The organism is Modestobacter caceresii (assembly GCF_000761485.1).
GTDB classification, from domain to species: Bacteria; Actinomycetota; Actinomycetes; order Mycobacteriales; family Geodermatophilaceae; genus Modestobacter; species Modestobacter caceresii.
This window is the reverse complement of sequence record NZ_JPMX01000028.1, coordinates 53,152-74,157: the sequence shown is the minus strand read 5'-3', so window position 1 is coordinate 74,157 and position 21,006 is coordinate 53,152. Positions and strand designations below refer to the sequence as shown.

At 73.5% G+C, this 21,006-nt stretch carries 22 protein-coding genes; 12 read left to right on the top strand and 10 right to left on the bottom strand.

Going from position 1 to position 21,006, the window contains the following annotated elements:
- Positions 1-252, top strand: coding sequence for a helix-turn-helix transcriptional regulator (locus IN07_RS08635; protein WP_036335176.1), 252 nt, complete (start codon positions 1-3; stop codon positions 250-252).
- 18 nt (positions 253-270) lie between these two features.
- On the opposite strand, the gene IN07_RS08630 is transcribed toward IN07_RS08635, so the two are convergent.
- On the bottom strand, positions 271-1,278 hold the full coding sequence (locus IN07_RS08630; protein ID WP_036335173.1) for an EamA family transporter: 1,008 nt from the start codon (positions 1,276-1,278) through the stop codon (positions 271-273).
- A gap of 78 nt (positions 1,279-1,356) precedes the next feature.
- Here IN07_RS08630 and IN07_RS08625 point away from each other — a divergent pair, with 78 nt between their 5' ends.
- Complete coding sequence (locus IN07_RS08625; RefSeq protein ID WP_036335171.1) at positions 1,357-1,905, top strand: CGNR zinc finger domain-containing protein; 549 nt, start codon at positions 1,357-1,359, stop codon at positions 1,903-1,905.
- Positions 1,906-1,965: 60 nt separating this feature from the next.
- Positions 1,966-3,297, top strand: a complete 1,332-nt coding sequence (locus tag IN07_RS08620; RefSeq protein WP_036335169.1) for a hypothetical protein — start codon at positions 1,966-1,968, stop codon at positions 3,295-3,297.
- A gap of 40 nt (positions 3,298-3,337) precedes the next feature.
- Here the strand turns inward: IN07_RS08620 and IN07_RS08615 are convergent, their stop codons facing one another.
- The gene (locus IN07_RS08615; RefSeq protein WP_036335168.1) at positions 3,338-4,063 is read right to left on the bottom strand and encodes a (2Fe-2S)-binding protein; all 726 of its coding nucleotides are present in this window, start codon (positions 4,061-4,063) and stop codon (positions 3,338-3,340) included.
- 127 nt (positions 4,064-4,190) lie between these two features.
- On the opposite strand from IN07_RS08615, the gene acs reads away from it, so the two are divergent.
- The 3 genes from acs to IN07_RS08600 all read left to right on the top strand — a co-directional run bounded on the left by acs (position 4,191) and on the right by IN07_RS08600 (position 7,879).
- Entirely contained in the window at positions 4,191-6,158 is a 1,968-nt protein-coding gene (gene acs, locus IN07_RS08610) for an acetate--CoA ligase (RefSeq protein ID WP_036335167.1), read from the top strand.
- Between the two features lie 183 nt (positions 6,159-6,341).
- A complete protein-coding gene (locus IN07_RS08605) occupies positions 6,342-6,872 on the top strand; it encodes a phage holin family protein (protein WP_036335166.1) in 531 nt (176 codons plus the stop codon).
- A gap of 47 nt (positions 6,873-6,919) precedes the next feature.
- Positions 6,920-7,879, top strand: a complete 960-nt coding sequence (locus IN07_RS08600) for an alpha/beta fold hydrolase (RefSeq protein WP_231558064.1) — start codon at positions 6,920-6,922, stop codon at positions 7,877-7,879.
- Between the two features lie 70 nt (positions 7,880-7,949).
- Here IN07_RS08600 and IN07_RS08595 read toward each other — a convergent pair whose 3' ends face one another.
- Genes IN07_RS08595 through nth form a run of 5 tightly spaced genes read right to left on the bottom strand, consistent with a single transcriptional unit; the run spans position 7,950 to position 11,833 of the window.
- Positions 7,950-9,131: a MarP family serine protease gene (locus IN07_RS08595; protein ID WP_036335164.1), complete on the bottom strand. Its 1,182-nt coding sequence runs from the start codon at positions 9,129-9,131 to the stop codon at positions 7,950-7,952.
- 47 nt (positions 9,132-9,178) lie between these two features.
- Positions 9,179-9,670 carry a cupredoxin domain-containing protein gene (locus IN07_RS08590; protein ID WP_081975280.1) on the bottom strand — a complete coding sequence of 164 codons (492 nt, stop codon included), beginning with the start codon at positions 9,668-9,670 and terminating at the stop codon, positions 9,179-9,181.
- Positions 9,667-10,431 (bottom strand): NUDIX hydrolase, encoded by a 765-nt coding sequence (locus IN07_RS08585; RefSeq protein ID WP_036335163.1) that lies wholly within the window; start codon positions 10,429-10,431, stop codon positions 9,667-9,669. Before IN07_RS08585 ends, IN07_RS08590 begins: the two co-directional genes overlap by 4 nt.
- On the bottom strand, positions 10,428-11,024 hold the full coding sequence (locus IN07_RS08580) for a TlpA family protein disulfide reductase (protein ID WP_036335162.1): 597 nt from the start codon (positions 11,022-11,024) through the stop codon (positions 10,428-10,430). Before IN07_RS08580 ends, IN07_RS08585 begins: the two co-directional genes overlap by 4 nt.
- Positions 11,021-11,833 (bottom strand): endonuclease III, encoded by an 813-nt coding sequence (gene nth / locus IN07_RS08575; RefSeq protein WP_197058401.1) that lies wholly within the window; start codon positions 11,831-11,833, stop codon positions 11,021-11,023. The genes IN07_RS08580 and nth overlap by 4 nt, the downstream gene beginning before the upstream one ends.
- Positions 11,834-11,988: 155 nt before the next feature.
- Between nth and IN07_RS08570 the strand changes: the two genes are divergently transcribed.
- A complete protein-coding gene (locus tag IN07_RS08570) occupies positions 11,989-12,261 on the top strand; it encodes a hypothetical protein (RefSeq protein ID WP_036335206.1) in 273 nt (90 codons plus the stop codon).
- A 141-nt stretch (positions 12,262-12,402) separates the two neighbouring features.
- A complete protein-coding gene (locus IN07_RS08565) occupies positions 12,403-13,101 on the top strand; it encodes a Crp/Fnr family transcriptional regulator (RefSeq protein WP_269159669.1) in 699 nt (232 codons plus the stop codon).
- A 313-nt stretch (positions 13,102-13,414) separates the two neighbouring features.
- Here the strand turns inward: IN07_RS08565 and IN07_RS08560 are convergent, their stop codons facing one another.
- The 3 genes from IN07_RS08560 to IN07_RS25685 form a co-directional block, all read right to left on the bottom strand.
- Positions 13,415-14,206 (bottom strand): NUDIX hydrolase, encoded by a 792-nt coding sequence (locus tag IN07_RS08560; RefSeq protein WP_231558063.1) that lies wholly within the window; start codon positions 14,204-14,206, stop codon positions 13,415-13,417.
- 163 nt (positions 14,207-14,369) lie between these two features.
- On the bottom strand, positions 14,370-14,837 hold the full coding sequence (locus IN07_RS08555; RefSeq protein WP_036335160.1) for a RidA family protein: 468 nt from the start codon (positions 14,835-14,837) through the stop codon (positions 14,370-14,372).
- Between the two features lie 7 nt (positions 14,838-14,844).
- Positions 14,845-15,018, bottom strand: a complete 174-nt coding sequence (locus IN07_RS25685) for a hypothetical protein (protein ID WP_197058400.1) — start codon at positions 15,016-15,018, stop codon at positions 14,845-14,847.
- 61 nt (positions 15,019-15,079) lie between these two features.
- On the opposite strand from IN07_RS25685, the gene IN07_RS08550 reads away from it, so the two are divergent.
- The 4 genes from IN07_RS08550 (at position 15,080) to IN07_RS08535 (ending at position 20,949) form a co-directional block, all read left to right on the top strand.
- Positions 15,080-16,102, top strand: a complete 1,023-nt coding sequence (locus tag IN07_RS08550; RefSeq protein ID WP_231558062.1) for an ArsA-related P-loop ATPase — start codon at positions 15,080-15,082, stop codon at positions 16,100-16,102.
- Complete coding sequence (locus IN07_RS08545) at positions 16,099-17,322, top strand: ArsA family ATPase (RefSeq protein ID WP_036335158.1); 1,224 nt, start codon at positions 16,099-16,101, stop codon at positions 17,320-17,322. Before IN07_RS08550 ends, IN07_RS08545 begins: the two co-directional genes overlap by 4 nt.
- A 143-nt stretch (positions 17,323-17,465) precedes the next feature.
- A complete protein-coding gene (locus IN07_RS08540; RefSeq protein WP_081975278.1) occupies positions 17,466-18,590 on the top strand; it encodes a fatty acid desaturase in 1,125 nt (374 codons plus the stop codon).
- A 100-nt stretch (positions 18,591-18,690) separates the two neighbouring features.
- The gene (locus IN07_RS08535) at positions 18,691-20,949 is read left to right on the top strand and encodes a transglycosylase domain-containing protein (RefSeq protein ID WP_036335157.1); all 2,259 of its coding nucleotides are present in this window, start codon (positions 18,691-18,693) and stop codon (positions 20,947-20,949) included.
- Positions 20,950-21,006 lie beyond the last annotated feature (57 nt).

Below are 21,006 nucleotides of genomic sequence, written 5' to 3'. Positions count from 1 at the left end.
GTGAACGAGGGCGTCTTCAACCGGATCGCCCTGCTCCGGGCCGAGCAGGGGGTCAGCCGGCGCGAGCTCGCCGACGCCCTCGGCGTGCACTACCAGACGATCGGCTACCTGGAGCGGGGCGAGTACAACCCCAGCCTGAACCTGGCGCTGCGCATCGCCGAGTTCTTCCAGCTGCCGGTCGAGACGGTCTTCTCCACCACGCCCTTCCCCCGGATCAGCGACACCACCGCCCCCCGGTCCGCCTCAGGCTGACCGGGGGGCGTCGTCGGTTCAGCTCCCGGGCGTCGTCGACGCCGGCGGCCGGGAGGCCGGCGCCGCGGGCTCCGCGCCGGCCGGCACCGGGTCGACGTCGGCCGTGTCGGCCGGCGGGCGGTCCTCGCCCAGCCGGACCAACACGATCCCCACCAGGACGACGACCCCGCCGACCAGCTGCACGACACCCGGCTGCTGCCCCAGCGCCAGCCAGGCCGCCACCACCGCGAACAGCACCTCGCCGAGACCGACGAACGAGGCGAGTCGCGAGCCCAGCCGCCGGACGGCCGCGATCCCGGTGGCGTAGGCGAGCGCCGCCGACACCAGCGCCACGCCGAGCACCGGGACCAGCCAGCTGGTCGACCGGCCGGCCAGCTCGACGTCCACGGCGGCGGTGCGCCACGGGAGGATGCCGACGACAGCTGCCGCCCCGAGCAGCAGCGCACCCACCGCGAGCCCGGCCCAGGCGCTGACCAGCGGCGGCAGTGCGTCGTCGGCGTGTGCGGAGAGGACGAAGTAGGAGGCGAGCCCGACCGCTGCGATCAGCCCCCACATGACGCCCACCGGGTCGATCCGGGCGCCACTGAGGACGTCGAGGACCAGCACCAGGCCGCCGACGGCCACCACGACCCCGGCGCCGGTGACCCGGCTGGGCCGCTGCCCGAGCCGCGCCCAGGTCCACAGCACGACCAGCAGCACCCCGGAGTACTCCAGCAGCAGCGCCACGCCCACCGACAGCCGGGAGACGGCGTAGAAGTAGGCCAGCTGGGGCAGCGCGACGGCGAGCGCACCGAAGGCCAGGACGGCGCCGGCGTTGGCCCGCAGCAGCGACCACCTGCCACGCAGCTGGACCAGGGCCGGGACGGCGAGCGCCAGCGACGCCACCCCGATCCGCACGGTCACGGCGGAGCCGGCGGTCCAGCCGGCGTCCAGCAGCGCGGTGGCGAACACCCCCGAGGTGCCGAACGCGGCCGCGGAGACCACGGCCAGCAGCAGTCCGATCAGCCCGGTCCGGCGGTCCAGCACGGCAGACACCTCCTCGTCAGGAGCCAACCGACGTACGCTCCTGTACAGCGGACGCTAGCAGAGGAGTACAGGAGTCACATGCTCTTTGCCCATGACACCGAGATGGGGCTCGCCAGCGCCGCCGCGCTGGTGAACACCACCGGGGACGGCGAGGAGCGGCTGCCCGACCCGGCGGCGCTGGCCGCGTTCCTGGACGACTGGCAGTTCACCGGCAGCCGCGCCGGCGACGCCGCCGAGCTGGCCGCGGTGCACGAGCTGCGGTCGGTGCTGGCCGCGGTCTGGGACGCCGACGAGGACGGCGTGGTGACCGTCGTCAACCGGCTGCTGCGCGAGGGGAACGCCCTGCCGCAGCTGGTCCGGCACGACGACTGGGGCTACCACGTGCACGCCACCGAGTCGGAGGCCCCGGTCGCCGACCGGTGGGGCGTGGAGGCCGCCATGGCGCTGGCCGACGTGGTGCGCGCCGGTGCGCTCGACCGGTTGCGCCGGTGTGCCGCCTCCGGCTGCGACGACGTCCTGGTCGACCTGACCAAGAACGCCAGCCGGCGGTTCTGCGACAGCACGTGCGCCAACCGCGAGCACGTGGCCGCCTACCGGGCCCGCCGCGCGGCCGACCCGCCCATGTGATCGACAACACGCGGCGCTAGCGTCCGGTCACCGTCAACGACGACGTCCCCGGAGGTCCCCATGCACCGCCCCACCCGACTGCTGCTCGCGCCGATGGCGCTGGCCCTGGTCAGCACCGTGCTCGCCGGCCCGGCCGGTGCGCAACCGAAGCACCAGCCCGCCCCCCAGTACCCGCAGTCACCCGAGATCGAGTACGTCGTCGACGAGGCCTCGCTGCCGTTCGAGGCGCTGCCGGGCACCAGCACCACCCGCAGCTGGGGCGTGCTCAAGGGCGCCGGCTACCGGATCGAGGTGCCGGCGGACTGGAACGGCGACCTGGTGATGTGGGCGCACGGGTACCGCGGCACCGGCCCCACCCTGACCGTCGACTCCCCACCCGAGGGCCTCCGGCAACACCTGGTCGACGAGGGCTACGCCTGGGCGGCCTCCAGCTACACCGAGAACGGGTACGACGTCGTCTCCGGGGTGAAGAGCACCCACCGGCTGCTGGGGTACTTCGAGAAGACCGTCGGCAAGGCCGACCTCACCTACCTGTCCGGGGTCTCGATGGGCGGGCACGTCACCGGGGTGAGCATCGAGCAGTACCCGAACGCCTACGACGGCGCGCTGCCGGCCTGCGGTGTCATGGGCGACCGGCGGCTGTTCGACACGTTCCTGGACTACAACGCCGCCGCGCAGGCGCTCACCGACACCCCGCCGGTCTACCCCGCGCCGGCCGACTACCTGACCACCACCGTGCCGGAGATGAAGGCCGAGCTGGGCACCCCCTACCCGTACGTGCTCACCGAGGCCGGCGAGGACCTGCGCGCCCTGACCGAGCAGCGGACCGGTGGGGACCGGCCGCTGTTCGAGCTGGGCTTCAGCGCCTTCGCCGACTTCCTGTTCACCGTGTACCCGGTCTTCCCGGGCCTCGGGGAGGAGCGCGGCGCCGTCGGCGGCAACGCCGACACCGTCTACCAGCTGGACGGCGACCCGCAGCTGACGGCCGAGGAGCAGGCGCTCAACGAGGAGATCCTGCGGGTGCGGGCCGACCGCGGCAGCAACGGCCTCTCCGGGGTGCCCACCATCGACGGGCGCTTCGACGTGCCGGTGCTGTCGCTGCACGGCCTGGGCGACCTGTTCGTGCCGTTCAGCATGGAGCAGGAGTACGCCCGCGACGCCGCGGCCCGGGGGAACAGCGACCTGCTCGTGCAGCGGGCCATCCGCTCCGTCGCGCACTGCGACTTCAGCGCCCAGGAGTACCAGCAGGCGTTCACCGACCTGGTCGCCTGGGTCGAGGACGGCGTGCGGCCGGCCGGCGACGACGTGCTCGACGCCGAGGTGGTCGCCGACCCGCAGTACGGCTGCCGCTTCACGGTGCCGCTGCGGGCCTACGACGTCGGCGCCTGCTGATCGGTCGGCACGGGGGCGCCGCGGCGCGCCCCCGTGCCGGTCACATCCGCTCGGCCAGGTCCTCCAGCAGCACCTGGCGCTCCCCGGGGTCCCGGCGCGGGCACGAGGTGCAGAGCACCTCGTGCGGCACCCGGTAGAGCAGGCAGCAGGAGGCACGCCGGGTGAACCGGGCCGTGCTGCCGTCGGGCCGGCCGACGTCGACGTAGCGCGGCACCGGCAGCGGCGCCCCGATCGCGGCGGCCAGCGGCCCGGCCAGCGCGGTCACCGCGGCGACGTCGCCGACCGCGCGACCGAGGGCGAGCAGCCGGTTGGCCAGCGAGTCGGTCGCGATCGCCCACAGCGGCCGCTCCCGGGCCCCGCCGGCCTCGGCCACCGCGGCCACGACCGCGCCGATCGTCGTCCGCAGGTCCCCGGCCAGGTCCGGGTCACGGACCCCACGGGTGGTCGCCGCGACCGGGACCCCACCGGCGAGTGCGTGCACCGTGGTGTCGGCCAGCCGCGCCGACAGCCCCACCCCGGCCACCAGCCCGGCCAGCACGGGGGTGAGGAGCACGCTGGACAGCGAGTACCACCACACCGTGGCCAGCACCCGCCGGTCATCGGTCCGCTGCCGGACGGCGCGGGCGGCCAGCACCTCCGCCGTCCACGCCGGGTCGGCCAGCAGCGGCCCCGGGACGACGGCCGCCGACGGCGGGGCGAGCAGCCCGAGGGCGGCGGCCCCGGGCAGCCGGGACACCACCAGCGCCTGGGCACCGTCGTCGCTCACCCGCCCAGTCTGCCCCCTCGTGCCGACCGCGTGCGGCACTGACCTGACGCCAGGGTGACCGGGGCCATAGGTTGTTCACTGAGGCAGCGTCGCGGAGTCCAGGCGGCGCCCGACCACGGAGGTGCGCATGAGCGAGACGACCGATCAGGCCCTGTCCGACCAGCTGCCCGAGGGCGGCTTCCCGCCCCCGCCGGAGCTGGCCGCGTCTGCCAACGCGGGACCCGACGTCCACGAGCGCGCAGCCGCCGACCGGATCGGCTTCTGGGAGGACGCCGCCCGTCGACTGGACTGGGCGGAGCCCTGGGAGCAGGCGCTGGACTGGAGCAACCCGCCGTTCGCCAAGTGGTTCGTCGGCGGGAAGCTCAACGTCGCGGTCAACTGTGTCGACCGGCACGTCGACGCCGGCCACGGCGACCAGGTCGCCTACCACTGGGTCGGCGAGCCCGGCGACACCCGCACGCTCACCTACGCCCAGCTCAAGGACGAGGTCTGCCGCACGGCCAACGCGCTCAGCGAGCTCGGGGTGACCGCCGGTGACCGCGTGGCGATCTACCTGCCGATGATCCCGGAGGCGGTGATCTCGATGCTGGCCTGCGCGCGCATCGGCGCCGTCCACATGGTGGTCTTCGGCGGCTTCTCCCCCGACGCCCTGGCCAGCCGGATCACCGACGCCGACGCCAAGGTCGTCATCACCGCCGACGGCGGGTACCGGCGGGGTGCGCCCAGCCCGCTCAAGCCGAACGTCGACGAGGCGCTGACCAAGACCGAGGGCGTGCGCAGCGTGCTCGTCGTCAAGCGCACCGAGACCGACGTCGAGTGGACCGAGGGCCGCGACGTCTGGTGGCACGAGCTGGTCGCCGGTCAGTCGGCCGAACACGAGGCGCAGGCCTTCGACGCCGAGCACCCGCTCTACATCATGTACACCTCGGGCACGACGGCGAAGCCCAAGGGGATCCTGCACACCTCGGGCGGCTACCTCACCCAGGTCTCCTACACCCACTGGGCGACCTTCGACCTCAAGCCCGACACCGACGTCTTCTGGACGGCGGCCGACGTCGGCTGGGTCACCGGCCACAGCTACATCGTCTACGGACCGCTGGCCAACCGGGCGACCTCCGTGATGTACGAGGGCACCCCGGAGACCCCGCACCGGGGCCGCTGGTGGGAGATCGTGCAGCAGTACGGGGTCACGATCCTCTACACCGCCCCGACCACGATCCGCACGTTCATGAAGTGGGGCGACGACGTCCCGGCCGGGTTCGACCTCTCCTCGCTGCGACTGCTCGGCTCGGTCGGCGAGCCGATCAACCCCGAGGCCTGGCTCTGGTACCACAAGAACATCGGCGGCAGCCGGTGCCCGATCGTGGACACCTGGTGGCAGACCGAGACCGGCGGCCACATGATCACCCCGTTGCCGGGCACGACCACCCTGAAGCCGGGCTCCGCCCAGCGCCCGTTCCCGGGCATCGCGGCCAGCGTGGTCGACGAGGAGGGCAAGCCGATCGAGCCCGGCGCCACCGGCTACCTCGTGCTCACCGAGCCCTGGCCGGCGATGCTGCGCACGATCTGGGGCGACGACGAGCGGTACAAGGACACCTACTGGAGCCGGTACGGCCAGGGGGTCTACTTCGCCGGCGACGGCGCCAAGCTCGACGACGACGGCGACATCTGGCTGCTCGGCCGGGTCGACGACGTCATGAACGTCTCCGGCCACCGGATCTCCACCACCGAGGTGGAGTCCGCCCTGGTCAGCCACCCGACGGTGGCCGAGGCCGCGGTGGTCGGCGCCACCGACCCGACCACCGGGCAGGGCATCGTGGCGTTCGTCATCCTGCGCGGGGACGCCGTCGACTCCGGCGAGGACCTGGTGAAGGTGCTGCGCCAGCACGTCCGCAAGGAGATCGGGCCGATCGCCAGCCCGCGCCAGATCATGGTGGTCGCCGAGCTGCCCAAGACCCGCTCGGGGAAGATCATGCGCCGCCTGCTGCGGGACATCGCGGAGAACCGTGAGCTGGGCGACGTCAGCACCCTGACGGACTCCTCGGTGATGGACCTGATCAGCTCCAAGCTCCCCGCCGCCCCCAGCGAGGACTGACGAAGGACCCCTGCGAGGGGTCGTCCGGGGATCGACCTGAGGGGGTCCCCGGGGGTGCGCAACGCACCCCCGGGGACCCCTTCGGGGCATCCGGGACGGCGGCCGGAACGCTCATGCGGCACGATCACCGGGACAGCACCGTGCCGCGTCGTCCGATCGGCACCGACCAGGGAGGAGCCATCCGTGGCCCACAGTGTCTCGACGACTCCGCCGGCGGGTCGTCCCGCCGGGGCCACTCCGCTGGCGGGTCGTCCCGCCGGGCCTGCCGAGCCCTCGGTCGGCGCTCTCGCCAAGAGCGCCATGGCCGACGTGTCCACCCTCGTGCGCAGCGAGATCGAGCTCGCCAAGGCCGAGATCGGCACCTCGGTCAAGCGGGGCGGGGCCGGCGCCGCAGCGTTCGCCGCAGCCGGCGTGATGCTCGCCTTCGCCGGTTTCTTCTTCTTCTTCTTCCTCGCCGAGTTGCTCGCCGTCTGGCTCCCCCGGTGGGCGGCCTTCCTCATCGTGTTCGCCCTGCTGGTCCTGGTGGCTGCGATCGTCGGCCTGGTGGGCTGGCGGCTGGTCAAGAAGATCAAGAAGCCCGAGCGCACCATCGAGACGCTGCAGGACCTGCCCGACGTGATGCGTCGCGAGGCCCCCGGCCGGCGGACCCACGACCTGCCGACCGTGCGGAACGGCCAGGTCGTCCGCCAGGACGCGCACGCCCCCCTGCGCTGAACCCGCGAGAGCGGGCCCGCCGGCTCACCGGGCGCGGCGACCGTGAGGTGCCCGCAGCCGAGGAACGCCGCCCGGCGGCGGCCGTGACGGTGCCCGAGGAGCAGCCCGACGCCACCAGCGTCCTGCTCCCGGGGCCGTGGGCGCACCGGGACGTCTCGGCCAACGGCGTCCGGCTGCACGCCGCCGAGGCCGGCGGCGGCCCGCTGGTGCTGTTGCTGCACGGGTTCCCCCAGTTCTGGTGGTCCTGGCGGCACCAGCTGACCGGGCTGGCCGCCGCCGGGCTCCGGGTGGTCGCCCCCGACCTGCGGGGCTACGGGGCCAGCGACAAGCCGCCCCGCGGGTACGACCTGCCGACCGCCGCCGCCGACGCCGCGGCGGTGGTGCGCGCGCTCGGCGAGGAGGAGGCGGTGGTCGTCGGCGCCGACTGGGGCGGTCTGGTCGCCTGGACCATGGCCGCGCTGCACCCCCGGAGCGTGCGCAGTCTCGTCGTCGTCTCAGCCGCGCACCCCCGTCGGCTGCGCAGCTCGGTCTCCGACCCCCGGCAGCGGCGGGCCCTGGCCTACGCGCTGCCCTTCCAGCTCCCCCGGCTGCCCGAACGGCGCCTGACCAGGCCCGACGACGACCCGGTGGCCGAGTTGATGCGCCGATGGGCCGGCCCCTCCTGGGTGCACACCGCCGACTTCGCCGAGGCCGTGAGCCGGTACCGGTCGGCCAGCCGCATCCCCCAGGCGGCCTACGGGGCGATGGAGTACTACCGCTGGGCAGGTCGCTCGCAGCTGCGTCCGGACGGGTGGCGCTTCGCCCGGCGGATGGCCGCACCCGTCACCGCGCCCACCCTCCAACTGCACGGGACCCTCGACCGTGCGGTGCTGCCCTCGACCGCGCGCGGGTCGGGCCGCTACGTGGCCGGCGCCTACGAGTGGCGGGAGCTCCCCGGCGTGGGGCACTTCCCCCACGAGGAGGCCCCCGACGAGGTCACCGCCGCCATCGCCGCCTGGGCCCGGTAGCCCACCGGAACGGCCCTCGCGCAGGGACCCGGCGCGAGCGCAGCGAGTGCTGGGGGGCGCGAGGGTCCTTCTACTCGCAGGAGCCGGTGTCGACCTCGGCGACCGCCGCCCCACCGACCGTCACGGCCTCGGACACCTCCTCGGCGGTCAACGCGTAGCCGGTCTCGGGGTCGTCGATCGCCGAGGCGAAGACCACGCCGAGCACCGATCCGTCGGCCGCCAGCAGCGGGCCACCGGAGTTGCCCGCCCGGACCTGCCCGTAGAGGGCGTAGACGTCGCGCTGCACGGTGCGGGTGGCCCGGAAGTCCGGGCCGCTGATGTCCCCGCGGTCGCGCACCCGTGCCGGACCGACGTAGAAGGGCCCACCGCCGGGGTAGCCCATGACGATCGCGTCCGCGCCGGTGTCGACGGGCACGTCGGCGAAGTCCAGCGGCTCCTGCGGGAGCCCGGGGACGGCCAGCACGGCGACGTCGGTGGGCTCGTCGACGTACACCGTGACGGCGTCGTAGGACTCACCCTCGGCGATGACCTTCGGATCCGTGACCCCGGCCAGCACGTGGGCGTTGGTCATCACCCGGTCCTCGGCGAAGACGAAGCCGGAGCCGTCGATCTGCCGGGAGCAGGAGGCCGCGATCCCCCGGATCTGCACCACCGAGCCCCGCACCTGGTCGACCACGGGGCTGGCCAGCAGCGCCTGGTCCGGTGCCGGGACGTCGCGTGCCTGGGTGGGGGTCAGCGGGTCCAGGACGTCGGGCAGGCCCTGCCGGTCGATCGCCTCGCGCAGCGAGTCGTAGAGCGTGCGCACCTGGTCGGGCACGGTGCGGTCGACGACCTGGACGAGTGACGACTGGCGCACCTGGCCGGCCACGCCGGGGAACGGGGAGCTGGCCAGCGGGATGGCCACCATCCACGCGACGAGCAGGACGGCGAGGGCGGAGACCACCGCCCCGGCCACCGAGTCGACGACCTTGGCCGGCTCCCAGGTGACCCACCTGCGCACGGCCCGGCCGATCAGCCCGGCCAGCAGCTGGCCGAGCAGCGCGCCGGCCAGGACCACGACGAGGGCGACGAACACCCGGGTCACCGAGGAGTTGGCCAGGTCGTCGGCGATCGGACCGGAGAGCTGGGCGCCGACGACCGCACCGCCGAAGAACCCCACGAACGAGGTGGCGGAGATGATCAGGCCCTGCCGGAACCCGGACAGCGCGAAGACGAGCGCGAGCACGATGAGGGTCAGGTCGACCAGGGACATCGCTCAGCGCCCCCGGTCGATCGCGAGCCCGCCCGCTCCCGGCACCGTCATCCCGGGAGGCTCACCGTCATCGTGCCGACCTGGCCCAGGGCCAGGTGGAAGCTGCACTCGAAGGGGTACTCGCCGGGCTCGGTGACGGTGAACTCGATCGTCTTGCTCAGCCCGGGGCCGAGCACCGGGATCTGCTCGGTGATCTCGGCCGGGCCCGCCCCCTCGGAGAAGAGGAGGTTGTGGGTCATCTGCTCCCCCGAGTTGAGCAGCGTCAGCCGCACCTGGCCGGGGGCCACGGTGAAGGTGTCCGGGGTGAACTCGTAGTCGTCACCGGTCTCCACGGTGATCTCCTGGACCCCGTCGGCGGCGGTGCGCACCGTCCCGGCGTCCGCACTGGCGACGCGGGTCACCTCCGGTTGCACCGGCTGGGAGCTGCTGCAGCCCACGAGCAGGGCCGCAGCGAGGGTGAGGGCCAGCAGCGGGCCGGGCAGCGGGCGGGCGGGCCGGTGGCGTCGTACGCCTCCGGCACCCGAGGGGGCCGTGGTCATCGCCCAGGAACGGTACGCGCGGAGCTGCTCTGCCCGGCGTCCTCGGCCACCGTCGGCGCGGCGCGGTCGGCGACGTCGGAGTCGACGGGTTCCGCCGGCACGTCGCCGGGCCGCACCGGCGGGACGGCGAGGGGACGCACGTCACCGTCGTCCCACGGCTGGTGCAGCCCCGCGGCCTCCAGGACGGCGTCCAGCAGGGCCGCCGTGAAGCCCCAGACGACCATGTCGGCCACCTCGAACGCCGGGCCGACGTAGCCGGCGGGGTGCCGGACGCGGAAGCGGTTCGCCGGGTCGGCCAGCTCGCTCAGCGGCACCCGGGCCACCCGCGCCACCTCCCGCGGGTCGCCGGTGGTGACGTCGCGGGGGTCGTCCCACCAGCCCAGCACCGGGACGACGAGGTTGTCCGACGGGCCGAGGAACAGCGCGGGCAGGGTCGCCAGCACGCGCACGCCGGCCGGGTCGACGCCGGCCTCCTCATGGGTCTCGCGCAGCGCCGTCCCCACCGGGTAGTCGTCGCCCGGGTCGGCGCCGCCCCCCGGGAAGGCCGGCTGACCGGCGTGGCTGCGCAGGTGCGCCGACTTCTCGATCAGCAGCACGTCGGGCCCGGCCGGGCCCTCACCGAAGAGGATGAGCACCGCCGAGCGTCGCGCGCTGTCGGAGGGCTGGCCGTGCCGGTGCCACAGCGGCAGCTGCCCGGCGTTGGCCACCAGCCGCTGCAGGTGCTCGGGGAGCTCCTCCAGCTCCGCGGCGGAGACGGTCACAGCTGCACCCCGAGGTGCTCGGCGACGAGCCCCTCGAACTCCTCCAGCGAGTGCACCGGACCGACCTGGACGTACGCGACCGACCCGTCGGCGGCCAGGAAGAGGGTGTACGGGAGGTTGTTGACCCCCATGCCGGCCATCACCTCACCGTCGGCGTCGAACGCACTGGGGAAGGTGACCCCGGCGTCCTCGGCGAAGGACGCCGCCGCGGGCACGCGGTCCACGGAGACCACGCCCAGCACCTGGACCTGCTCACCGGCGGCGTCGGCGAGCTGCTGCACCAGCGGCAGCTCCTCTCGGCACGGACCGCACCAGCTGGCCCACAGGTTGAGCACCGTGGGCACGCCGGGGGCGCGGCTGAGGTCGAGGGTGCCGCCGCCGAAGCAGTCGAAGACGGTGGCCGGCAGGTCGCTGTCGGCGGCCGGGACGTCGGCCTGCTCCGAGCACGGCTCGAGGTCGGTGTCCACCGAGCCCACGTCGCTGCCCGCCGGCGACGCGACGGTCTCCTCGGGCGCCACATCGTCGGACGAGCAGCCGGTGAGCACGCCAACCAGCAGGCCGAGTGCGACGAGGGAGCGCAGCGCCCGGCTCACTCGGTGTCCGAGGCGGCCGGGGTCTTGACCAGCTTGGCCGCGGCCTCGGGGTCGAGCGGGCCGACGCCGTAGGACGGGCACCAGGCCGCCAGACCACAGGCGCCACAGGCCGGCTTCTTGGCGTGACAGACCCGCCGGCCGTGGAAGATCACCCGGTGGGAGAACATCGTCCACTCCTTCTTCGGGATGACCTCCGCGATCTCGGCCTCGACCTTGACCGGGTCCTCCTCCGCGGTCCAGCCGAACCGGCGGACCAGGCGGCCGAAGTGGGTGTCGACGGTGAGGCCCGGCACGCCGAAGGCGTTGCCGAGGACCACGTTGGCGGTCTTCCGGCCGACCCCGGGCAGGGTCACCAGGTCGGCCAGCCGGCCGGGCACCTCGCCGTCGAAGCGCTCGACCAGCGCCTGACCCAGACCGATCACCGAGTTGGCCTTGGCCCGGAAGAAGCCGGTGGGCTTCAGCACCTCCTCGAGCTCGGCCCGGCCGGCCCCCGCGTAGGCCGCGGCATCGGGGTACCGGGCGAACAGCACCGGGGTGACCTTGTTGACCGTCTTGTCGGTGGTCTGCGCGGACAGGACGGTGGCGACCAGCAGCTCCAGCGGCGTGGTGAAGTCCAGCTCGCAGTGCGCGTCGGGGTGGATGACCGCCAGCTCCCGGGCCATCCGCCGGGCCCGGCGGGTGCGGGCCAGCGGGCTCTCCTCGGGGTCGAACGGGGACACGCCCAGCCGGGCGGCGCGTGCGGGGCGGCGAGCGCGCGCCGGCCGGGTGTAGGCCGGCGGGGCGTCAGGTGAGGTGGCAGGCCGGGACACGCGTGTGAGGGTAGGCGTCCCCGCTGACAGTCACCGCCCGTCATACTCGGTGGCGGTGCACACCCGCCCGGTGACCGGGCGCGTGCCCCGACCGCTCGACGACCTGGTCCCCACCCGGCCTCCCCGCCGGGGGTCGTCCTCCCGAGGAGGTGCTCGTGGTCGCCCTCATCGTCATCCTGTTCCCTCCGCTGTTGATCGCGTTCCTGCTGGTCATGGAGCGGGTGGAGGAGCCGTTGCGCCGCCCGACCTCGCAGCGGGAGGTCGAGGACTTCCTCGGCTCCGCCACCCCGGGCGAGGTGGGCACGCTGGCCAGCTCGGGCATCCGCCGGGCGATGAGCCGCTGGCGGGCCCGCCGCCGCGGCCGGGCCCGCAGCGCCCCCCGTCCGGTGCTGACCGAGTCGGCCCACGGGCCGGCCGACGAGGACTGACCTCCAGGCACAGGACCTGCACGTCAGGAAGCCGTCGCGACCCCGCTACCACTCAGAGTGGGCAGGTTCGTGACGGAGTGCACTGGTGAGGCGGGCCACAGGCCCTAGACTCTCCGAGTAACGCGGGTCGCCATCGCACCCGTGAGGACGTTGCGAGAGGTGCACGTGGACGAGGTCCTTGCCCAGTCCGGTCTCTTCCAGGGGCTGTCGGAGGATGCTGCCGAGCCGGTGGCCAGCGCACTGGAGACGGTGGTGCTGCCCCGCGGCCGGGTCGTCTTCAACGAGGGCGAGTCGGGCGACAGCCTCTACGTCGTCCTGTCCGGCAAGGTGAAGATCTCCCGCCGCGCGCCTGACGGCCGGGAGAACGTCCTCGCCGTGATGGGGCCGTCCGACCAGTTCGGCGAGCTCTCGGTGTTCGACCCGGGGCCGCGCACCGCGACCGCCACCGCCGTCACCGACGTGCGTCTGGCCAAGATGCCGAACACCATGCTCCGGCCGTGGATCACCGCGCACCCGGAGATCGGCGAGCAGTTGCTGCGGGTGCTGGCCCGGCGGTTGCGGCGCACCAACGACTCGGTCGCCGACCTCATCTTCACCGACGTCCCCGGCCGGGTGGCCAAGGCGCTGCTGCAGATGGCCGACCGCTTCGGCAGCCGGGAGACCGACGGCCTCCGCGTCAAGCACGACCTGACCCAGGAGGAGCTGGCCCAGCTGGTGGGTGCCTCCCGCGAGACGGTGAACAAGGCGCTGGCCGACTTCGTGCACCGTGGCTGGATCCAGCTGCAGGGCAAGTCGGTGGTCGTGCTCGACGAGGAACGCCTCCGCCGCCGCGCCCGCTGATCCCCCAGCACTGACGAGGGCCCTCCCGGTTCACCGGGAGGGCCCTCGTCAATTCGCTGCAGTCAGGTGCCCCAGTGGTGCGGACCCGAGCGAAGCGAGGGGTGGACCGGGGACGGGGCCCGAAGGGTCCCTCACCGGGACACGGCCAACGGCTCAACGCCCCCGGCCCCGGCACCTGGCCGCGCTGCGGCCCGTCAGGGTCGCCATGTGCACGGTGGACCGGGGACGGGGCCCGCAGGGTCCCTCCCCGGGACACGGCCAACGGCTCGACGCAGCCGGCCCCGGCACCTGGCCGCGGTGTGATCCGCCAGGATCACGAAGGCAGAGCCGCGACCATCCGGATCCGGGTGCCGTCGGGCAGCACCGCGTAGTTGCCGTCCGGCCCCTGTTCGAAGGTGGGACTGATCGGCTCGAGCGGCGCCGGTGGCGAGCCGGCCAGGGTCGCCGCGGCGTCGGCGAAGGGCACCAGCTGGCCGAGCGTGTGGATCGTGGGCGGCAGCATCGGCCGGGTGCCCGCGGCGTGTTCGGCGAGCGCGGCGGCCGGCGTCGTCCATACCGCCTCGTCCGCTTCGCCGGAGACGTCCCGCGCCTCCTGCCCGACGGGCAGCAGCGCGGCGAAGAACTTGGTGTCGTAGCGCCGCCGTTCCGGGGGCGGGGTGATCCAGTGCGCGAAGGGCTGCAGCAGGTCGGCCCGCAGGGCGAGCCCGCGACCGGCCAGCAGCTCGGCGAGGGAGAGCTCGCGGGCCATCAGCGCCTGCCGCTGCGCCTCCCAGTCGTCGCCGGACACGTCGGGCACGACGGCCCCGGAGCCGTCCGCCGGACCGGCCAGCAGGACGCCGGCCTCCTCGAACGTCTCCCGGACGGCGGCGCACACCAGCTCACGGGCGAGTCGCTCGTCGCAGCCGAAGGCGCTCGCCCAGTGGGCCGGGGGCGGCCCCACCCAGGCCAGCTCGGTGTCGCCGTCCCGGTCGTCGACCCCGCCGCCGGGGTAGGCGGTCATCCCACCGGCGAACGGCATGCCCCGCGTGCGCCGGAGCAGGTAGACCTCCAGGCCGTCGGTGCCGTCCCGCAGCAACAACACCGTCGCCGCCTGCCGGATCGGCACGGGAGCACGATCCGTCGAACTCACGACGAGCTCCGACGGACGCCGACGAAGGAGGCGGTGGCGTCGGCACGGGGGCCGGGGGCTCCCTGCCGACGCCACGGGGAACGGCTCAGCGCAGCCGTCACCGGCTCCTGGCCGCGTTGCGACCCGGAGGGTCGCGGTGTCATCGCAGCTCGACGGTGAGCTCGACCTCGACGGGGGCGTTCATCGGGAGCTCGGCGACGCCGACGGCGCTGCGGGCGTGCTGCCCGGCCTCGCCGAAGACGCGGCCGAGGAACTCGCTGGCGCCGTTGACGACCCGCGGCTGGGCGGAGAAGCCCTCGGCGCTGGCCACGTAGCCGACGACCCGCACGATCCGGGCCACGGAGTCCAGACCGACCAGGTCGTCGATCGCGGCCAGCGCGTTGAGCGCACAGACCTTCGCGTCGGCTGCGGCGTCCTCGATGTCGACGGCACCGCCGACCTTGCCGGTGCGGCGCAGCCCGCCGTCGACGAACGGCAGCTGACCGGAGGTGAAGACCAGCTGGCCGGTGCGGACGGCCGGCACGTAGGCGGCGACCGGGGCGGCCACCGGGGGCAGCCGGACACCGAGCTCGGCGAGCCGGGCGTGCCAGGAGACGGGGGTGGTCATCGTGGCCTCAGCTGGTCGGGCGCTTGAGGTAGGCCACCAGCTGGTCGCCGCCGCCGGGGCCGGGGACGACGGCCACCAGCTCCCAGCCGTCGACGCCCCAGGAGTCCAGGATCGCCTTGGTGTTGTGGGTGAGCAGCGGGATGGTCGCGTACTCCCAGGTACGGCGGGCGGGATCACTCATGCCGCGACGCTAGCGCAGCCGGGACGCGCCGGAGTCGGTCACCGCTCGTAGGCTGGTGCGGGTGAGCTCAGAGCCGGTGCACCGGGAACCGTCGCGCGCAGGAACGGTGCCCGTGCGGTGCCACGTCGTCACCGGGAAGGGCGGCACCGGGAAGACGACGGTCGCCGCTGCCCTGGCCCTGTCGCTGGCCGCCGACGGCGGCCACGTGCTGCTGGTGGAGACCGAGGGGCGGCAGGGCATCGCCCAGCTCTTCGACACCCCGCCCCTCCCCTACGAGGAGCGGCGCGTCGCGGTGGCCCGCGGGGGCGGTGAGGTGAAGGCGCTGGCGATCGACGTGGAGGCGGCCTTCCTCGAGTACCTCGACATGTTCTACAACCTGAAGCGGGCCGGCCGGGCGCTGCGCAAGATGGGCGCGATCGACTTCGCCACCGCGATCGCGCCCGGGCTCCGCGACGTGCTGCTCACCGGGAAGATCAAGGAGGCGGTGACCCGGCGGGAGAAGGGCCGACTGGTCTACGACGCCGTCGTCGTCGACGCGCCACCGACCGGCCGGATCACCCGGTTCCTCAACGTGACCAACGAGGTGGCCGGGCTGGCCCGGTCCGGCCCGATCAGGGCGCAGAGCGACGGGGTGATGGCGGTGTTCCGCTCGCCGCAGACGGCGGTGCACGTGGTGACCCTGCTGGAGGACATGCCGGTGCAGGAGACCGCTGACGCGATCACCGAGCTGACCGCGGCCGGGCTGCCGGTCGGGTCGGTGATCGTCAACATGGCGACCGAACCGCTCCTCCCGGCCGCCAGCCTGGCCCGCACCGCCGAGGGCCGGCTCACCGGCGCCGACCTGGTGCCCGCGCTGACCGCGGCGCAGTTGACCGGGATCGACGGGCTGGCGGACGGGCTGGTCGCCGAGGCGGTCGAGCACGCCCGCCGCTGGATCGCCCAGGACGCACTGCGCGGGGACGTCGAGGCGCTGGGCCGCCCACTGGTGGAGCTGCCGCTGTCGTCGTCCCCGATCGACCTGGGTTGCCTGTTCGAGCTGGCCGACCGGCTCGACGGGCACCTGCGCGACGAGGTCGCGGCGTGACCGCCGCCCAGCCGCCGCGGCGGCCCGCCCCGGCACCGCCGCTGGACCTGGCCGCGCTGGTCAGCGACCGGAGCACGCGGATCATCGTGTGCTGCGGTTCTGGCGGCGTGGGCAAGACGACCACCTCGGCGGCGCTCGCGCTGGCCGCGGCCGAGGCCGGACGGGAGGTCGTCGTGCTGACCATCGACCCGGCCCGCCGGCTGGCCCAGTCGCTGGGCCTGGTCGAGCTGGACAACGAGCCGCGGCTGGTCGAGACGCCCGGTTCCCCGGGTGAGCTGCACGCGATGATGCTGGACATGAAGCGGACGTTCGACGACGTCGTCGCCGCGCACTCGACGCCCGAGCGGGCGCAGGTGATCTTCGAGAACCCCTTCTACCAGGCGCTCTCCTCCTCCTTCGCCGGCACGCAGGAGTACATGGCGATGGAGAAGCTCGGGCAGCTGCGGGCCAGCGACCGCTGGGACCTGGTGATCGTCGACACCCCGCCGTCCCGGTCGGCGCTGGACTTCCTGGACGCCCCGAACCGGATGAGCCGCTTCCTCGACGGCACGATGATCCGGCTGCTCACCGCCCCCGCGCGGGCCGGCGGCCGGGCCGGGGTCCGGTTCGTCGGGGCCGGCTTCCTGCTGTTCAGCCGGATCATCAGCAAGATCCTGGGCGGCCAGCTGCTCAACGACATCTCGGCGTTCGTCTCCGCGCTGGACACCATGTTCGGCGGCTTCCGGGAGCGCGCCGACGCGACGTACGAGATGCTCCGCCAGCCGGGGACGTCGTTCGTCGTCGTCGCCGCCCCGGAGCCGGATGCACTGCGCGAGGCCTCGTACTTCGTCGACCGGCTCTCCACCGAGGGCATGCCGCTGGTCGGGCTGGTGCTCAACCGCACCCACCCGCCGGCCACCACGGCCCTGTCCGCCACCCGCGCCGAGGGTGCCGCCGAAGCCGTGGCCGAGGCAGGGGGCCCGGGCTCGAAGCTGGCCGCGGGAGCGCTGCGGGTGCACGCCGAGCGGATGACCGTCGCGACCCGCGAGCAGCGGCTGGCCGACCGGTTCACCAGCGCCCACCCGGAGGTGCCGGTGCGGACGGTGCCGGCCGCGGCCGGGGACGTGCACGACCTGGACGGGCTGCGGGTGATGGGTGAGGCGCTGCTCGCCGCGGAGGACGGCACCGGGACGGGCACGCCGCGCAGTCGGGTGCTGCCGCTGCGCTCCCAGGCCGGCTGACCCCACCCCTCCGTGGGGCTCGAGGGGCAGGAGGGGCAGGCCGGTCACCCGTTCGTGCCCACGTCATCCCGGGACCTGGTCGCGGTCGTGACGCTCCGTTAGCGTCCGCCCGACCGTTCCGTCGGAGGGATGACACACCAGGCATGAGCACCGCACCCGAGCTCGACCGCACCACCGCGACGACGTCGCCGGAGCCGGCCGGCCTCTTCGTCACCGGCACCGGCATCGCCGTCCCCGCCGCCGCCGACCTCCCCGTCGAGATCCCGGTCGACACCGTCGGGCTCTCCCCCGACGACAAGGCCCGCACCAAGGTCATCACCAGCGCGATCCGCCGTCGGTCGCAGGAGCTGCGGCGCGACCACCCGGTGCTGCGGCACCAGGACGCCCTCGGGCTGACCGCCTTCTCCGTCGCCGTCCTCGGCTTCGTCGGCAGCGGCGCGCTGTACCTGACCGGCGTGCTGCCCTGGTACGTGACCCTGCTGCTGTCGGCGGCCTTCGCCGCGATCGGGCACGAGGTGGAGCACGACCTGATCCACGCCCTCTACTTCCGCCGCCGCAAGGCCGTGCGGTACGCGCTGCTCTTCGGCGTCTGGGCGATCCGGCCGTACACGATCAACCCGGTCTACCGGATCCGGCTGCACCTGCGGCACCACGCGTACTCGGGGCTGCCCGACGACATCGAGGAGGTGTCGATCACCAACGGCAAGCCGTGGGGCGCCGTCCGGCTCTACAGCCTGCTCGACCCGTACGTGCCCGCCCTGATCCGGATCGTCACCACCCGGCCGAAGGACGCCGAGGACGCGCTCTGGCGGCGCACCATCCTCAAGGCGAGCATCGGGCTGACCCCGGTGGCGATCACCATCTGGTACGCGTTCCTGGGCCTGCACGTGGCGAGCTGGCTGGGCGCCGCCGTGCCGACGTCCTGGCTCCAGGTGCTCACCGTGCTGACCGTCGTCTGGGTCGGCCCGAACGTGTGGCGGGGCTTCTGCCTGCACTTCATCAGCAGCAACATGCACTATCAGGGGGACGTCGAGCAGGGCAACGTGCTGCAGCAGACCCAGGTGTTCAACCGCTGGTACCTGGTGCCCTTCCAGGTCTTCTGCCTGAACTTCGGCAGCACCCACCCGATCCACCACTTCTACGTGGCCGACCCGTTCTACGTGCGGCAGCTGATGGAGCGGGACATCCACCCGGTGCTGGCCGCCAACGGGGTGCGATTCAACGACATGGGCACGTTCAAGCGGGCGAACCGCTACCAGATGTCCTGACCGCCGTGCGGGGCGGCCTGCCGACGTCCTCGGCGGCCGCTCCGCGCGTTGCGTCAGAGGCACCCCACACAGACCCCCCGGGCAGGTACCTTGGCCTGCGATGTCCGACTCTGCGCGTTCCCCGCTCGGTGCCCTGGTCAAGCTGGCCGTCACGATCGTCGTGGCCGGCGCCCTGGTCGCTGCCATGTTGCTGCCCTTGGTCGGGGGGACCGGGCTCGTCGCCCGGAACTCCGCCAGCCTGCTCGACGCCCTCCCGGTCGAGCTCACCGACGAGACGCCGAACGGCAACGCCACCATGGTGGCCGCCGACGGGACGCCGATCACGCAGTTCTACGACAACAACCGCACGCCGGTGACGCACGACCAGATCTCCGACGTGATGAAGCAGGCGATCGTCGACATCGAGGACTCGCGCTTCTACCAGCACAACGGGCTGGACGTCGAGGGCACGACGCGGGCGCTGGCGAAGAACCTCGCCGCCGGGGAGGTGCTCGAGGGCGGGTCGACGCTGACCCAGCAGCTGGTCAAGCAGACCCTGCTGCAGACCGCGGACAACGCGGAGGAGCGGGCCGCTGCCGAGGAGGAGTCGGTCGGCCGCAAGCTCAAGGAGGCCCGCCTCGCCCTCGCGCTGGAGGAGGAGTACTCCAAGGACGAGATCCTCACCCGCTACCTGAACATCGCCTACTTCGGCCAGGGCGCCTACGGCATCCAGTCGGCCGCGCAGAAGTACTTCAGCGTGAACGCCGCCGACCTGACGCTGCCGCAGGCATCGGTGCTCGCCGGGCTGGTGCAGAGCCCCAAGTTCGACCCGATCGCCTACCCGGCCGAGGCGACGACCCGGCGTGATCAGGTGCTGAACCGGATGCACCAGCTCGAGCACATCACCGACCAGGAGCTCGCCGACGTCTCCGCCGCGCCGATCCCGCTGGCCCCCGGCGGCAACGCGCCGAACGGCTGCATCGACGCCGCGATCGGCGGCTTCTTCTGCGACTACGTCATGAGCTACCTGACCGGCACGCTGGGGGTGAGCCCGGACGACATCAAGAACAACGGCTGGACGATCCAGACCACCCTCCGCCCGGACATGCAGCTCGCCGGTGACGCGGCCGTGCTGGCCACCCAGGGCATGGGCGACCCGATCGTCGGGGTCTACGACGCGATCGAGCCCGGCACCGGGCACGTGCTGGCGATGAGCGTGAACCGGCGGTTCGGCTGCGGTGACCCGGCAGCGGGCTGCGAGTCGGTCAACTTCGCCACCATCCCCACCAAGGGCTCCGGCTCGACGTTCAAGACCTTCGTCGCCGCGGCCGCGCTGGAGCAGGGGCTGCCGGCCAGCCACACGATCACCACCAGCGAGCCCTACACCAGCCGGGTCTACCGGGGCTTCAACACCGACACCGCGGAGTACGAGCCCTACTCGGTCGGCAACGTGGGCAACAACTACCCGAACACGCTGACCATGACCCAGGCGCTCTACATGTCCTCCAACACCTACTTCCTGGCGCTGGAGGACGCGTTGGGCCGCATCGAGCCGGCGGTCCGGATGGCCGAGCGGCTGGGCATGACCTTCGACTACTCAGTGACCCAGACCCCGGCCCAGCAGATCATCGACGAGAACCGGCCCTCGTTCGCCTACGGCACCGACGGGGTCAGCCCGCTCGACCTGGCCAACGCCTACGCGACGATCGCGGCCAGCGGCGTGAAGTGCACCCCGAAGCCGGTGCTGCAGATCGTCGACCGCAACGGCGAGCCGGTCACCGATGACGACGGCCAGCCGCTCGTCCCCGGCGACCAGTGCGAGCAGGTGGTCGAGCCCGGCCTCGCGAACACCCTGAGCCAGATGCTGCGCAAGGACGTCGAGCCGGGGAACCGGATGCAGACCGGCGCGCGCGCCTACATCCCCGGCCACCAGATCGCCGGCAAGACCGGCACGGTGAACAACAACGACTCGGTGACCTTCGTCGGGTCCACCCCGGAGTACACCGCCAGCGTCATGGTGTTCCGCCCGACCGGGACCGACAGCGTCGGTGGCTACGGCGGTGGCCGGCCGGCCACCATCTGGCACGACGCGATGCTGCCGATCCTCTCCGGGCAGCCCGCCGCGGAGTTCCCGGCGGCCGACCCGAGGTTCGCCGGGCGCGGGGTCGACGCGCCGCCCACGAGCGCCCGGCCGTCGTCCTCGTCCTCGAACGACGACGACCGCGGATCGCAGCGCTGGAACCGGACGTCGAGCCGGGACAGCAGCACGGCCACCGAGCCGGCACCGTCGACCGCCGCAGCGCCGTCCACCGAAGCGGCTCCCCCGGCCGACCCCGCCGCTCCGCAGCCCGACCTGAACGGGGACGGTCAGCCCGGCTGACCGAACGGCAGAGGGGCCGGGCCTACGGGCCCGGCCCCTCTACCGTTCTGAGGACGC